Raw genomic sequence first — 15,134 nt, forward strand, 5'->3', positions numbered from 1 at the left:
AACCAAGGCTTCGCAGACCGGCACCCGCCGCGTCGGCACGGAGCGGGAGGCCAGTAGTAGCGCCCCCTGGAAGCTTCTGGTAAGTTCGCCGGCTTGCATCCGCAGGGCGACTGGCCAGTCGAGAACATATTCAGCCTGGCGTCGGCATTGCGCGGGACGTCATCGGCAGCCACAGACCCCGGGCGTTCCAACATGGAGAGGCCTGGAAACGCATCCAGCCTGTGGACAGGATCAGCGAAAGTGAGAGGGTCAATCATGCCCAGCGAAGCAAATCAGCAGAACAATCATCTGGCCCGTGGCTACGAACCCTACCAGCCTGCCAAGGGCGAGGAATACATGAGTGAGCGCATGCGCGCCCACTTCACCGGCATTCTGAACAAGTGGAAGCAGGAACTGCGCGAAGAAGTCGATCGCACCGTGCACCACATGAAGGAAGAAGCGGCCAACTTCGCCGACCCGGCCGATCGCGCGACCCAGGAAGAGGAATTCAGCCTGGAACTGCGTGCCCGCGACCGCGAGCGCAAGCTGATCAAGAAGATCGACGAGACGCTGCAGCTGATCGAAGACAACGAATACGGCTGGTGCGATTCCTGCGGCGTGGAAATCGGCATCCGTCGTCTGGAAGCCCGTCCGACCGCCAGTCTGTGCATCGATTGCAAGACCCTGGCCGAGATCCGCGAGAAGCAGACCGGGACCTGAGTCCTGCTGCCTCACCGACGAGGGCGCTACGGCGCCCTTTGTTCTGTTCAGATTTCGGTTTTTCCGGCATTCACAGGATGAGCTATGGCCAGGCGCCCCTATGTCGGCCGTTTCGCCCCCACGCCCAGCGGCTATCTGCACTTCGGCTCGCTGGTCGCCGCCCTCGCCTCCTACCTGGATGCCCGCGCCGCGGGCGGGCGCTGGCTGGTGCGCATGGAAGACCTGGATCCGCCACGCGAGGTCCCGGGCGCCCAGGCGGCCATTCTCACCACCCTGGAGGCCTATGGCTTCGAATGGGACGGCCCGGTGCTGCGCCAGAGCGAACGCCTGGACGCCTATCGCGCAGTCATCGCGCAGTGGCTGGCCAGCGGGTTGGCCTATGCCTGCGACTGCTCGCGCAAGCAGCTCGAAGGCAGTGGTGGGATATACCCCGGCTACTGCCGCAATCGCGGCCTGCCGGCGACGGACGCCGCCATCCGCATCCGCGCCCCTGAGCTGGACTACCGCTTCGTCGACCGGGTGCAGGGCGAATTCCGCCAGCACCTGGGACGCGAGGTGGGCGACTTCGTCATCCAGCGTCGCGACGGCCTGATCGCCTACCAGCTGGCGGTGGTGATGGACGATGCCCTGCAGGGAGTCACCGACGTGGTGCGGGGTGCCGACCTGCTGGACTCCACGCCGCGCCAGCTCTATCTGCAGGAATTGCTCGGCCATCCGGCGCCGTGCTATCTGCACGTGCCGCTGCTGATCCAGCCCGACGGCCACAAGCTGGGCAAAAGTTACCGCTCGCCGCCGCTGCCAGCCGAACAGGCCGGCGCCCTGCTGGTACGCGCCCTGCGCGCCCTGGGCCAGCCGACCCAGCCGGCGCTGGCCCAGGAGTCCCCGACCCGGGTGCTGGCCTGGGGCGTCGCCCACTGGGACGCCACGCTGATCCCGCGGGTGCCCCACCTGGCCGAAGCCCAGCTGCCGGACTAGTAGTTGGGCCAGAGTCCGGGCGTGACCAGTTCCAGCAGGTGCCCGTCCGGATCGCGGAAATACAGGCTGATCGCGCCCCGTGGCCACTGGGTACGTTCCTCGATGGCGACCTCGGCGACTGCCAGGTGCCCGACCCAGGCGTCCAGTTCATCCGCCGCGATCGCCAGGGCCAGGTGCTGACAGCCCTGGGCGCCGTGAGGGGGGATGCAGCCGCCCGGCAACCTGACGGGTTGCTCGGTAGTGCCCCGCTGGAACAGCAACAGGACGCTGGCGCCCACCGCATAGGCGGCCAGGCGGTCGTCGGCGAACAGCGGCGCCAGGCCCAGCACCTCGTCATAGAAGCGCCGGGCCCTCGGCAGATCGGCGACATAGAGCGCGGTTTCCAGCACGGCGGCGAGGCGGGGTCTGGTCATTGGCGAACTCCAGCGGGCAAGTAAGCCTTCACGGTAGAAGCCTCCCTCTCCGGGGTACAGCGCTTTTGCTTTACCATGGCGCCATCGCCGTTCGGGAACCGCGCATGTACATCTACCGGCTGGTCCTGCTCCTCGTGGTAGGCATCTATCTGTTCTCCCCCGCCATCATGGATTGGTGGATCGCTCCCAGCGGCGCCTGGTATCGGCCCTACCTGCTGTGGCTCATTCTCATCGTGGTGACCTTCATCCTGCAGAGCCAGCGCGATGCCGACGAGCTTTAGTCTGTCCCAACTGGTCCTGATCAGCGCCGGTTACCTGCTGATCTTCTTTGGCGTCGCCTGGATGACCGAGAAGGGCTGGGTGCCGCGCCGGCTGGTGCGCCATCCGCTGATCTACACCCTGTCGCTGGGTGTCTATGCCAGCGCCTGGGCCTTCTATGGCACCGTGGGCCTGGCCTACGACTACGGCTACGGTTTTCTCGCCTATTACCTGGGGCTGTGCGGCGCCTTTCTGCTGGCGCCGGTATTGCTCTACCCCATCCTGCGCCTGACCCGTGCCTACCAGCTGGCGTCCCTGGCCGATCTCTTCGCCTTCCGCTTCCGCAGCACCTGGGCCGGCGCCCTGACCAGTCTGGGCATGCTGATCGCTGTGCTGCCACTGCTGGCGCTGCAGATCCAGGCGGTGGCCACCAGCACCGGCATCCTGGTGCAGGCCCGCGCCCAGGACGCCCCGGCGCTGGGCTTCTGCCTGTTGATCACCCTGTTCGCCATGCTCTTCGGCGCGCGCCAGATCAACTCCAAGGAGCGCCACGAGGGCCTGGTGGTGGCCATCGCCTTCGAATCCCTGGTCAAGCTGCTGGCCCTGGGCATCGTCGGCGGCGTCACCCTCTATACCGTGTTCGGCGGCCCCAACGGCCTGGAGACCTGGCTGCAGCAGAACCAGAGCGCCCTCTCCACCCTGCACACCCCGCTGCAGGAAGGCCCCTGGCGGATCCTGCTGCTGGTGTTCTTCGCTGCGGCCATCGTCACCCCGCACATGTACCACATGGCCTTTACCGAGAATCTCAGTCCCCAGGCGCTGGTCAGCGCCAGCTGGGGCCTGCCGCTGTTCCTGCTGCTGATCAGCCTGGCAGTACCGCCGATTCTCTGGGGTGGCCTGGCGCTGGGTTCGCCGACGCCGCCGGAGTACTTCACCCTGGGCGTGGGCCTGGCGCTGGACAATCCGCTGCTGGCGCTGGTGGCCTTCGTCGGCGGCCTGTCGGCGGCCAGCGGCCTGATCATCGTGGTAACCATGGCGCTGTCGGGCATGCTGCTCAACCACATCGTGCTGCCGCTCTACCAGCCGCCCACCGACGGCAACATCTATCGCTGGCTGCGCATGACCCGGCGCCTGCTGATCGCCGCCATCATCCTCGGCAGCTACGGCTTCTATCGCCTGCTGCAGGGCCATGGCGATCTCTCCAGCCTGGGCATCGTCTCCTTTGTCGCCACCGTGCAGTTCCTGCCCGGCGCGCTGTCGGTGCTCTACTGGCAGACGGCCAATCGCAAGGGCTTCATCGCCGGCCTGCTATGCGGCCTGGGCCTGTGGTTCCTGAGCATGCTCATGCCGCTGGTGGCCGACATCAATCCGCTGCACATCGGCGTCTTCAGCTATCGCATCAGCGCCAGCAACTGGCACCTCGCCGCCGTGGCCTCGCTGACCGTCAACGTGCTGGTGTTCGCCCTGGTCTCGCTGTTCACCGAAGCCAGCGAAGAAGAGAAGAGCGCCGCCGAGGCCTGCGCGGTGGACAACGTCCGCCGTCCGCAGCGCCGCGAACTGGCGGCCAGCTCGCCCCAGGACTTCGCGGCCCAGCTGGCCAAGCCGCTGGGCGCCAAGACCGCGCAAAAGGAAGTCGAGCGCGCCCTGGCCGACCTGCTGCTGCCCTATGACGAACGCCGCCCCTATGCCCTGCGCCGGCTGCGCGATCGCATCGAGGCCAACCTCTCGGGCCTGATGGGCCCGCGGGTCGCCCAGGACATCGTCGAGACCTTTCTGCCATTCAAGGCGGAAAGCGAGGCCTATGCCACCGAAGACATCCACTTCATCGAGAATCGCCTGGAAGACTACCAGTCGCGCCTGACCGGTCTCGCCGCCGAGCTGGACGCCCTGCGCCGCTATCACCGCCAGACCCTGCAGGAGTTGCCCATGGGCGTCTGCTCCCTGGCTCGGGACCGCGAGATCCTAATGTGGAACCGCGCCATGGAAGAACTCACCGGCATCGACGGCGCCCGGGTAGTGGGCTCGCGCCTGAGCGCCCTGCCCGATCCCTGGCAGGACCTGTTCGAGCGCTTTCTCGCCGAACCGGCGCAGCAGCACCTCTACAAGCAGCGCCTGCCCCAGGAACACGAGCAGCGCTGGCTCAACCTGCACAAGGCGACCATCGACGAACCCCTGGCGGTGGGCAGCAACGGCACGGTGCTGGTAGTGGAAGACATCAGCGAGACACAACTGCTGGAAGACCGCCTGATCCACTCCGAGCGCCTGGCCTCCATCGGCCGGCTGGCCGCGGGCGTCGCCCACGAGATCGGCAACCCGGTCACCGGCATCGCCTGCCTGGCGCAGAATCTGCGCGAGGAGCGCGAAGCGGACGAAGAGATCGACGAGATCAGCAGCCAGATCATCGAGCAGACCCGCCGTATCACTCGCATCGTCCAGTCGCTGATGAGTTTCGCCCACGCCGGCGGCCGCCAGCAGGCCCACGAACCGGTGTGCGTGGCCGAGGCGGCGCAGGAGGCCATCGCCCTGCTCTCGCTCAATCGGCAGAGCGTGGACGTCGACTTCTTCAATCTCTGCGACCCGGAACACCTGGTGCAGGGCGATCCCCAGCGCCTGGTGCAGGTGATGATCAACCTGCTGTCCAACGCCCGCGACGCCTCGCCGGCCGGCGCGCCGATCCGGGTGCGCAGCGAGGCCCATGGCCAGACCGTGACCCTGAGCGTCGAAGACGAAGGCAGCGGCATTCCCAAGGCCATCGTCAGTCGGCTGTTCGAACCCTTCTTCACCACCAAGGATCCGGGCAAGGGGACAGGGCTTGGCTTGGCGCTGGTCTATTCCATCGTAGAAGAGCATTATGGTCAGATAATGATCGATAGTCCTACCGACCCCGTGACCGGCCAGGGCACCCGCATTCGGGTACTGCTGCCGCGCTATCTCGGGTTGCCGGAGGCGCCGTGACGGACCCATCCGCCTGCTGGATGGATCTGCTAAAGCATTCGGAAGTCCAGACGACCGCGACAACACACGCTGCCTGGCGTGGGTCGTCTTGCCTTCCCGTAAGAGAGCGCACTTGATGGCCCATATCCTGATTGTCGAAGACGAGAAGATCATCCGTTCGGCGCTGCGCCGCCTGCTCGAGCGCAACCAGTTCCGCGTCAGCGAAGCCGGCTCCGTCCAGGAAGCCCAGGATCTCTACGACGTTTCCAGCTTCGATCTCGTCATCAGCGATCTGCGCCTGCCCGGCGCCCCGGGTACCGAGATGATCGATCTCGCCAAGGGCAAGCCGGTGCTGATCATGACCAGCTACGCCAGCCTTCGCTCGGCAGTCGATTCCATGAAGCAGGGTGCGGTGGACTACATCGCCAAGCCCTTCGATCACGACGAGATGCTGCAGGCCGTGGCGCGCATCCTGGTGGAACGCGAGCAGCGCCCGCCGATGGTCGCCGAGGAAAGCGTCACGCCGGCGCCGGCCACCGGCGAGATCGGCATCATCGGCAACTGCGCGCCGATGCAGGACCTCTTCGGCAAGATCCGCAAGGTCGCGCCCACCGATTCCACCGTGCTGATCCAGGGTGAATCCGGTACCGGCAAGGAACTGGTGGCGCGGGCACTGCACAATCTGTCGCGGCGGGCCAAGGCGCCGCTGATCTCGGTCAACTGCGCGGCCATTCCCGAGACCCTGATCGAATCCGAACTCTTCGGCCACGAGAAGGGCGCCTTCACCGGCGCCAGTGCCAGCCGTACCGGCCTGGTGGAAGCGGCTGATGGCGGCACCCTGTTTCTCGACGAGATCGGCGAATTGCCGCTGGAAGCTCAGGCACGCCTCTTGCGCGTGCTGCAGGAAGGCGAGATTCGCCGGGTCGGCTCGGTGCAGTCGCAAAAGGTCGATGTTCGCCTGATCGCCGCGACCCACCGGGATCTCAAGGGCCTGGCCAAGATCGGCCAGTTTCGCGAAGACCTCTTCTATCGCCTCAATGTCATCTCCCTGCGTCTGCCCGCCCTGCGCGAACGCGGCGGCGACGTCATGGAGATCGCCCGGGTGTTCCTCGCTCGCCAGTCGGCGCGCATGAGTCGTCCAGGCCTGAAGCTCGGCGCCGAGGCCGAGGCCGCCATTCGCCACTACAGCTGGCCGGGCAACGTGCGCGAACTGGAGAACGCCATCGAGCGCTCGGTGATTCTCAGCGAAGGCCAGGAAATCAATGCCGATCAGTTGGGCATCGACGTCGAGCTCGGCGAACTGGAGCTGGCCGACAGCTACCTGGATCCGCTGCCCAGCTCGGGACTGGGTAACGGCAATGGCGCCCACGAACCCACCGAGGACCTGTCGCTGGAAGACTACTTCCAACACTTCGTGCTCGAGCATCAGGACCACATGACCGAGACCGAGCTGGCGCGCAAGCTGGGCGTCAGCCGCAAGTGCCTGTGGGAACGTCGTCAGCGCCTGGGCATCCCGCGGCGCAAGGCCAGCGCCAGCGCCAGCAGCGACGCCTCCTGATCCATACCGGGACGTGACAGCCCTGCACGTCCCGCGGTAACACCTCTCCAGTCTCTCCCCCATCCTTTGCAATGTGTTACCGCCGTAACAGCCGGCGGGTTCAGCGGTAACGAAAATTTGCCTGTAGCCCCTGAGCAAAAAGGCTACATTTTTCGCAAATCATTGAAAATAAAGGATTTTATAAAACTGGCACGGCATCTGCTTTATGTTCTCGTACAAGAACAATAAGAACGTACCCCAGCCATAACAAAAACAAGACGTAGCGACTCCAGCACAACAAGAACAAGCAGGCGGAGGCGTAGCTAACTGATCATTTTGGAGAAGAGTCGTCTAGCGGGATGGTCCGCGCGATGTCAGGCCAGAGAACAACAAAACTGCCCCGAGGCAGCACCCGTACCAGGCAGAGCAGGAATGATCCTGACGGCATCAGCTTCCAAAGTAATCCGTTTGCTCTTGGCTCTAGACTTCAGAGCCTTTCCGGCGGCAGGTAACCGCACGGAACAGACCACACAAGAAAAACAAGAGGTCTGGATAAACAATAAAAACAAAGCACGTACCACTTTGGGGGGAGCTTCGGCTCCCCCAGTGCCTTTGACAGCCTCCCCTCCCTCGTTCAAGATCCCCTCCTTATCTATTGCGCAACGGTTCCCGCTGTGGGCCAGATTGCGTATAGCCGTCTCTCCGAACAGAAACTCGCATGCTGAAGAAGCTCATCCAGACTCTGCGCTCGCCCCTGCGGCGTACTCCGCCCGCGCCTGCCTTGCCCATCGAACTGCCCCGCAGTCAGCATGCTCTGGAACGAGAGCGCATCAGCCGCTACGCCCTGAGCGTCGTCGAGCGGCTGGAAAAGGCGGGTTATCAGGCCTACCTGGTGGGCGGTTGCGTCCGGGACCTGCTGCTGGGCTTCGAGCCCAAGGACTTCGATGTCGCCACCAGTGCCACGCCCGAACAGGTGCGGGCCGAATTCCGCAATGCACGGGTCATCGGTCGGCGTTTCAAGCTGGTCCACGTGCATTTCGGCCGCGAGATCATCGAGGTCGCGACCTTCCGCGCCAACCATCCCACCGGCGATGCCGAGGACGAGGCCCAGGGCTCGCGCCATGAAAGCGGCCGGATCCTGCGCGACAACATCTATGGCAACCAGGAACAGGATGCCCAGCGGCGCGACTTCACCATCAACGCCCTCTACTACGACGCCAGCGGCGAACGCATCCTCGACTATGCCAATGGCACCCAGGACATCCGCCTGCGGCAGATCCGCCTGATCGGCGATCCGGAGCAGCGCTACCAGGAAGACCCGGTGCGGATGCTGCGCGCCGTGCGCTTCGCCGCCAAACTGGACTTCCAGATCGAGACCGCTACCGCCGAGCCCGTCAGTCGTCTGGCGCCACTGCTGCGGGACATTCCCGCACCGCGCCTGTTCGACGAGGTCATCAAGCTGCTGCTCGGCGGCAAGGCCGAACGTACCTTCGAGCTGCTCTGCCAGTACGGCCTGTTCGCCCCGCTGTTCCCGGCCAGCGGCGAAGCCCTGGAACGCGACCCGGAATACGCCGGCAGCCTGATTCGCCAGGCCCTGGCCAATACCGATACCCGCATCCGTGAAGGCAAGCCGGTCACTCCGGCCTTCCTGTTCGCCGCCCTGCTCTGGCCGGCCCTGCCCGAGCGTGTCCGGCATCACCAGGACCTCGGTCTGGCGCCGATTCCGGCCATGCAGGAAGCCGCCCACGACCTCACCGTGCAGCAGTGCCAACGCACCGCCGTCCCCAAGCGCTTCACCCTGCCGATGCGCGAGATCTGGGACATGCAGGAACGCCTGCCGCGCCGTCAGGGCAAGCGCGCCGATCAACTGCTGGAAAATCCGCGCTTCCGTGCCGGCTACGATTTTCTCCTGCTGCGCGAGAGCGCGGGCGAAGAGACCGGCGGCCTGGGCGACTGGTGGACACGCTACCAGGAGGCCGGTGACAGCCAGCGGCGCGAGATGATCAAGAACCTCAGCCGGGACGAAGGCGCGCCGGCCAAGCGTCGCCGCCGGGGCGGCAGCAGTCGCAAGCGGCGCACCTCGGATGCGCCCACCGCCGGCGACGAATGATGGAACGGGTCTATCTCGGCCTGGGCAGCAACCTGGCCGAGCCACGGCGGCAGCTGGACGCCGCCCTGGAGGCCCTGGACAGCCTGCCCGAGAGTCGGCTGGTGGCGGTCTCCGCCTTCTATGCCAGCGACCCCCTGGGTCCGCCCGACCAGCCGCGCTACGTCAATGCCGTCGCCGCGCTGGATACCGCCCTCGCCCCCCTGGCGCTGCTCGACGCCACCCAGGCCATCGAGCAGCAGCAGGGCCGCGTGCGCAAGGACGAACGCTGGGGTCCGCGCACCCTGGACATCGACATCCTGCTGTTCGGCGAACGGCTGATCGACGAGCCACGCCTGCAGGTGCCGCACTATCACCTCCAGGCCCGCGCCTTCGTGCTCTATCCGCTGGCCGAGCTGGCCCCCTCTCTGCATCTGCCCGACGGCCGCCGCTTGCCGGACCTGCTGTCCGCCTGTCCTTTCGAAGGCCTGGAACGGCTGCTACCGTCCTCACCCAGCCGGTAACACAGCCGTAACACCGAGCATTGACTTGTGCCGGACGCGCCGGGACTATAGCAGCCGTTTGCGCGCGGCAACCCCGCGCCCGCGGCGCCCAGACAACAACCATAGCGCCGTCCCACGAGGACCCCTTGCATGCCTGATATCAGCCTCACGACCCTTCAGGGGCTCAAGCAGCGCGGCGAAAAGATCGCCATGCTGACCGCCTACGATGCCACCTTCGCCCAGGCCGCCAGTCAGGCCGGCGTGGAGATGCTGCTGATCGGCGATTCCCTCGGCATGGTGCTGCAGGGTCACGACAGCACCCTGCCGGTGACCCTCGACGACATGGTCTACCACACCGCCTGCGTCAAGCGCGGCCATGCGGGTGCCTTCATCGTCGCCGACCTGTCGTTCATGACCTATGCCACCCTGGAGCAGACCCTGACCAGCGCCGGTCGCCTGATGCAGGCGGGCGCGCAGATGGTCAAGCTCGAGGGCGATGCCTGGCTGGCCGAGCCGATTCGCCGCCTGGCCGCCAATGGCGTGCCGGTCTGCGCCCACCTGGGCCTGACGCCCCAGTCGGTCAACGTCTTCGGTGGCTTCAAGGTGCAGGGCCGCGATCCGCTCCGCGCGCAGCAGCTGCGCGAGGCCGCGCGCGAGCTGGAAGAAGCCGGCGTGGCCATGCTGCTGCTGGAATGCGTGCCCTCGGCGCTGGCCGAGGAAATCACCCGGACCGCCCGGGTGCCGGTGATCGGCATCGGCGCCGGTGCCGCCACCGATGGCCAGGTGCTGGTGCTGCACGACATGCTCGGTCTGGCCCTGCGCGGGCGCACGCCGAAATTCGTCCGCAACTTCATGGCCGGTCAGGACAGCATCCAGGCTGCCCTGGCGGCCTACGTCGCCGCCGTCAAGGACGGCAGCTTTCCCGCTCCCGAACACGGATTCTCCGCATGAAAACGGTCCATAGCGTCCGCGAACTGCGCGCCGCCGTCGCCGCCGCGCGCCGCCAGGGCCTGCGCATCGGCCTGGTGCCCACCATGGGCAATCTGCACGCCGGCCATATCGCGCTGGTGGAGACTGCCCGGCGTCACGCCGACTTCGTGGTGGCGAGCATCTTCGTCAATCCGTTGCAGTTCGGCCCCGGCGAGGATCTGGACACCTATCCCCGCACCCTGGCGGAAGACAGCCGCCAGTTGAACGAAGCCCATTGCGATCTGCTGTTCGCACCGGCGGTGGCCGAGATGTATCCCAGCGGCATGGACGGCCTGGCTCGGGTAAACGTCCCCCAGGTCTCGGAAGGCCTCTGCGGCGCACGCCGGCCCGGGCATTTCGAGGGCGTGGCGACGGTGGTCACCAAGCTGTTCCAGATGGCGCAACCGGACGTGGCGGTGTTTGGCGAAAAGGACTATCAGCAGCTGGCGGTGATCCGCAAGCTGGTCCAGGACCTGGACATGCCCATCGAGATCGTCGCCCAGCCCACGGTGCGGGCCACCGACGGCCTGGCGCTGTCGTCCCGCAATGGCTATCTCGATGACGGCCAGCGCGCCAGTGCGCCCTGCCTGTACAGCCTGCTCAGGCGGCTCGCCGATCAGCTCGCCGCCGGCGCCGCGGTGGAGGCCACCCTGGCCGCCGGTGTCGCCGAACTGCAAGCTCAGGGGCTTAAGGTGGACTACCTGGAACTGCGTGAGCAGCTGAGTCTGCAACCGGCCGGGCCGGACACCTCGGCACTGGTCCTGCTGGTGGCGGCCTACCTCGGCCAGACCCGCCTGATCGACAACCTGAGCTTTCGCCGCAGGGCCCGAGTGTGACGCAACCGAAGGTTAGCTCACCCGACCCTGACTGAACCCTGGAAGCCCGGAACATACCGGGCTTTTTCATGCTCGAAGCGCGGCGCCACGACCGGCGTCTCGCGGTCACCGACTTTCTCTTGCAAGCCAGCGGCTTGTGGGGCACAACAGCAAACAAGAGCCACCAAGGAAAAGCCTACCCATGGAGTACTATCAACATCCCCTCGACGTGACCCAGCTCGCCTCCTGGAAAGCGCTGCAAGAGCACCGCAAGGCCATGCAGAACTTTCGCATGCGCGACGCCTTCGCCGCCGACCCGCAGCGGTTCACGCAGTTCTCCCTGAACACCAGTGGTCTGTTCCTCGACTATTCCAAGAATCTCATCACCGAGCAGACCCGTGAGCTGCTGGTGAACCTGGCTCGCGAAGCGGGCCTGGAAGGCGCCATCCACACCCTGTTCGACGGCGCCTACGTCAACTCCTCCGAACACCGCCCCGCCCTGCACACCGCCCTGCGCCGCCCGGTGGGCGACAGCGTCCAGATCGACGGCCAGGACATCATGCCCGAGGTGCACCGGGTCCTGAACCAGATGACCCAGCTGGTCACCCGCATCCACAACGGCCTCTGGCGCGGCTACACCGAGAAGCCGATCACCGATGTGGTCAACATCGGCATCGGTGGCTCCTTCCTCGGTCCTCAACTGGTCTCCGAGGCGCTGGTGCCCTTCACCCAGCGCGGCGTGCGTTGCCACTACCTGGCCAACATCGATGGCAGCGAATTCCGCGAGGTGACCTCCAAGCTCGCCGCCGACACCACCCTGTTCATCGTCTCCTCCAAGTCCTTCGGCACCCTGGAGACCCTGAAGAACGCCCAGGCCGCCCGCGCCTGGTGCCTGGCCCAGGGCTGCCCGGAGCCGGAGCTGCACAAGCACTTCATTGCCGTCTCCAGCAACGTCAAGGTGGCGGTGGAATTCGGCATCGCCGAAGAGAACATCTTCCCCATGTGGGACTGGGTCGGCGGCCGCTATTCGCTGTGGTCGGCGATCGGCCTGCCCATCGCCCTGGCCATCGGCATGTCCAATTTCAAGGACCTGCTGGCCGGCGCCTATGCCATGGACCAGCACTTCACCAGCGCCCCCTTCGAAGAGAACATGCCGGTGCTGCTGGGCCTGCTGGGAGTCTGGTACGGCAATTTCTGGGGCGCGACCAGTCATGCCATCCTGCCCTACGACCACCACCTGCGTAACTTCGTGAAGCACCTGCAGCAGCTGGACATGGAGTCCAACGGCAAGAGCGTGCGTCAGGACGGCTCGCCGGTGAGCGTCGAGACCGGCCCGGTGATCTGGGGCGGCGTCGGCTGCAACGGTCAGCACGCCTACCACCAGCTCTTGCACCAGGGCACCCAGCTGATCCCCGGCGACTTCATCGTGCCGGTGGTGAGCCACAACCCGGTGGCCGATCATCAGCAGTGGCTCTATGCCAACTGCCTGTCGCAGAGCCAGGCGCTGATGCTGGGCAAGACCCGCGAAGAAGCCGAGGTCGAACTGCGCGAGAAGGGTCTGGGCGAAGCCGAGATCGCCAAGCTGGCACCGCACAAGGTGATCCCGGGCAACCGCCCGAGCAACACCCTGGTGCTGGAGCGCATCTCGCCACGGCGCCTGGGGGCGCTGGTGGCCCTGTACGAGCACAAGGTGTTCGTGCAGAGCGTCATCTGGGGCATCAACTGCTTCGACCAGTGGGGCGTCGAGCTGGGCAAGGAGCTGGGCAAGGACGTCTACCAGCACATCATCGGCCGCAGCGAAGGCAAGGCCGACGATGGTTCGACCCAGGGCCTGATCGACTACTTCCGCGGTCGTCACCGCGGCTGATCGATCAAGGTCCGCTCGGAAAAGCGCCGCTCTGCGGCGCTTTTTTCGTTTTATCGCCTCGCTGAACCCCGGCAGGCCATCCGCGGCCTAAACTGGGAGCACAACAACACCAAGAAGGAGCCGGCCATGAGCCAACGCTATCCCGTGCCCGAGAGCCTGACTGCCCGCACCCACCTCGACGAAGCCCGTTATCGCGAGCTCTACCAGCGCTCGGTGGAACAGCCGGAGCGCTTCTGGAGCGAACAGGCCAGCGCGCTGCTCGACTGGTCGCGCACCTGGGACGAAGTCCATAGCGGCGATATGCGCCAGGGCCAGACCCGCTGGTTCAGCGGCGGCCAGCTCAACGTCGCCTACAACTGCATCGATCGCCACCTCGCCGCACGCGGCGATCAGACTGCCATCCTCTGGAAGGCGACGACCCCGCCGACAGTCAGGCCATCAGCTATCGCCAGTTGCACGAGCACGTCAGCCGCCTGGCCAATGTGCTCAAGGATCGCGGGGTCGGGAAAGGCGACCGCGTCTGTCTCTATATGCCGATGATTCCCGAGGCGGCCTACGCCATGCTCGCCTGCGCGCGCATCGGCGCGGTGCATTCGGTGGTATTCGGCGGCTTCTCGCCCGAGGCGCTGCGCGACCGCATCCTCGATGCCGACTGCCGGGTGGTGATCACTGCCGACGAGGGTGTGCGCGGCGGCAAGCGTGTCCCGCTCAAGGCCAATGTCGACAAGGCCCTGGCCAAATGCCCGGAGGTCCACACCGTGGTCATGGTCGAACGCACCGGCGCCGCCGTGGCCCGCCAGGAGGGACGCGACCTGCCCTACGCCCAGGCGGTGGCCGCTGCTTCGCCCGACTGCCCGGCGGAGCCCATGGACGCCGAGGACCCGCTGTTCATCCTCTATACCTCAGGTTCCACCGGCAAACCCAAGGGCGTGCTGCACACCACCGGGGGCTATCTGCTGGGCGCCACCCTGAGCTTCAAGTACCTCTTCGACTACCACGAGGGTCAGGTCTTCTGGTGCACCGCCGACGTTGGCTGGGTCACCGGCCACAGCTACATCGTCTATGGCCCCCTGGCCAATGGCGCCACCACCCTGATGTTCGAAGGCGTCCCGAGCTATCCCGATGCCAGTCGCCTCTGGCAGGTGGTGGACAAGCACCAGGTCAACATCTTCTATACCGCCCCCACGGCCCTGCGCGCCCTGATGCGCGAAGGCGACGGGCCGGTACAGCGCACCTCGCGCAAGAGCCTGCAGCTGCTGGGCAGCGTCGGCGAGCCGATCAATCCCGAGGCCTGGGAGTGGTATCACCGGGTGGTGGGCGAAGGGCGCTGCCCCATCGTCGACACCTGGTGGCAGACCGAGACTGGCAGCATCCTCATCGCTCCGCCACCCGGCGCCCTGGCGCTGAAACCGGGTTCGGCCACCCTGCCCTTCTTTGGCGTCCAGCCGGTGCTGCTGGACGAGCAGGGCAAGGAGATCGACGGTCCCGGCAGCGGCGTACTGGCGATCAAGTCCAGCTGGCCGAGCCAGATTCGTACCGTCTATGGCGACCACCAGCGCCTGATCGACACCTATTTCAGCGCCTATCCGGGTTACTACTTCACTGGCGACGGCGCACGGCGGGACGAAGACGGCTACTACTGGATCACCGGGCGGGTGGACGACGTGCTCAACGTGTCCGGTCACCGCATCGGCACCGCCGAGGTGGAGAGCGTGCTGACCGAACATGCAGACGTGGCCGAGGCCGCCGTGGTGGGCTGTCCCCACGAGGTCAAGGGTCAGGCGGTCTATGCCTTCGTCACCACCAAGGGCGGGGTGACCCCGAGCGACGAACTCAAGGCCCGCCTGCGCCAGCAGGTGGCCGACGAAATCGGCAGCTTCGCCAAGCCGGAATTCCTGCAGTGGGCACCCGCCCTGCCCAAGACCCGCTCCGGCAAGATCATGAGGCGCATCCTGCGCAAGATCGCCTGCGACGAACTGGACAGCCTGGGCGATACCTCGACCCTGGCCGATCCTTCGGTGGTCGACAGCCTGATCGACGCCCGCCTCAATCGCGCGCCCCAAAACTGAACGCCGGCC

At 66.0% G+C, this 15,134-nt stretch carries 11 protein-coding genes and 1 pseudogene; 11 read left to right on the forward strand and 1 reads right to left on the reverse strand.

Annotation, left to right across the window (positions count from 1 at the left end; genetic code table 11):
• Nucleotides 1-255: 255 nt before the first annotated feature.
• Nucleotides 256-699, forward strand: a complete 444-nt coding sequence (gene dksA, locus BGI51_RS05140) for an RNA polymerase-binding protein DksA (RefSeq protein ID WP_007159704.1) — start codon at nt 256-258, stop codon at nt 697-699.
• 84 nt (nt 700-783) lie between these two features.
• Nucleotides 784-1,674: a tRNA glutamyl-Q(34) synthetase GluQRS gene (gene gluQRS, locus BGI51_RS05145; RefSeq protein ID WP_187980482.1), complete on the forward strand. Its 891-nt coding sequence runs from the start codon at nt 784-786 to the stop codon at nt 1,672-1,674.
• Here the strand turns inward: gluQRS and BGI51_RS05150 are convergent.
• Entirely contained in the window at nt 1,671-2,087 is a 417-nt protein-coding gene (locus tag BGI51_RS05150; RefSeq protein WP_187980483.1) for a VOC family protein, read from the reverse strand. The genes gluQRS and BGI51_RS05150 overlap by 4 nt on opposite strands.
• A 104-nt stretch (nt 2,088-2,191) precedes the next feature.
• Between BGI51_RS05150 and BGI51_RS05155 the strand changes: the two genes are divergently transcribed.
• The 9 genes and pseudogenes from BGI51_RS05155 (at nt 2,192) to acs (ending at nt 15,125) form a co-directional block, all read left to right on the forward strand.
• On the forward strand, nt 2,192-2,368 hold the full coding sequence (locus tag BGI51_RS05155) for a hypothetical protein (RefSeq protein WP_007159707.1): 177 nt from the start codon (nt 2,192-2,194) through the stop codon (nt 2,366-2,368).
• On the forward strand, nt 2,352-5,300 hold the full coding sequence (locus BGI51_RS05160; RefSeq protein ID WP_133861921.1) for a sensor histidine kinase: 2,949 nt from the start codon (nt 2,352-2,354) through the stop codon (nt 5,298-5,300). Before BGI51_RS05155 ends, BGI51_RS05160 begins: the two co-directional genes overlap by 17 nt.
• A gap of 115 nt (nt 5,301-5,415) precedes the next feature.
• The gene (locus BGI51_RS05165; protein ID WP_187980484.1) at nt 5,416-6,837 is read left to right on the forward strand and encodes a sigma-54-dependent transcriptional regulator; all 1,422 of its coding nucleotides are present in this window, start codon (nt 5,416-5,418) and stop codon (nt 6,835-6,837) included.
• A gap of 697 nt (nt 6,838-7,534) precedes the next feature.
• Nucleotides 7,535-8,926, forward strand: coding sequence for a polynucleotide adenylyltransferase PcnB (locus BGI51_RS05170; protein ID WP_187980485.1), 1,392 nt, complete (start codon nt 7,535-7,537; stop codon nt 8,924-8,926).
• Nucleotides 8,923-9,426, forward strand: coding sequence for a 2-amino-4-hydroxy-6-hydroxymethyldihydropteridine diphosphokinase (gene folK, locus BGI51_RS05175; protein ID WP_187980486.1), 504 nt, complete (start codon nt 8,923-8,925; stop codon nt 9,424-9,426). Before BGI51_RS05170 ends, folK begins: the two co-directional genes overlap by 4 nt.
• Nucleotides 9,427-9,555: 129 nt before the next feature.
• Nucleotides 9,556-10,356, forward strand: a complete 801-nt coding sequence (gene panB, locus BGI51_RS05180) for a 3-methyl-2-oxobutanoate hydroxymethyltransferase (RefSeq protein WP_187980487.1) — start codon at nt 9,556-9,558, stop codon at nt 10,354-10,356.
• Complete coding sequence (gene panC, locus BGI51_RS05185) at nt 10,353-11,210, forward strand: pantoate--beta-alanine ligase (RefSeq protein ID WP_187980488.1); 858 nt, start codon at nt 10,353-10,355, stop codon at nt 11,208-11,210. The genes panB and panC overlap by 4 nt, the downstream gene beginning before the upstream one ends.
• Before the next feature lie 181 nt (nt 11,211-11,391).
• Nucleotides 11,392-13,056 carry a glucose-6-phosphate isomerase gene (gene pgi / locus BGI51_RS05190; RefSeq protein WP_133861927.1) on the forward strand — a complete coding sequence of 555 codons (1,665 nt, stop codon included), beginning with the start codon at nt 11,392-11,394 and terminating at the stop codon, nt 13,054-13,056.
• Nucleotides 13,057-13,182: 126 nt separating this feature from the next.
• Nucleotides 13,183-15,125 (forward strand): annotated as a pseudogene (gene acs / locus BGI51_RS05195) (acetate--CoA ligase).
• The last annotated feature ends 9 nt before the right edge of the window (nt 15,126-15,134 follow it).

This window comes from Pseudomonas oryzihabitans, from assembly GCF_014522265.1.
GTDB lineage: Bacteria > Pseudomonadota > Gammaproteobacteria > Pseudomonadales > Pseudomonadaceae > Chryseomonas > Chryseomonas aestiva.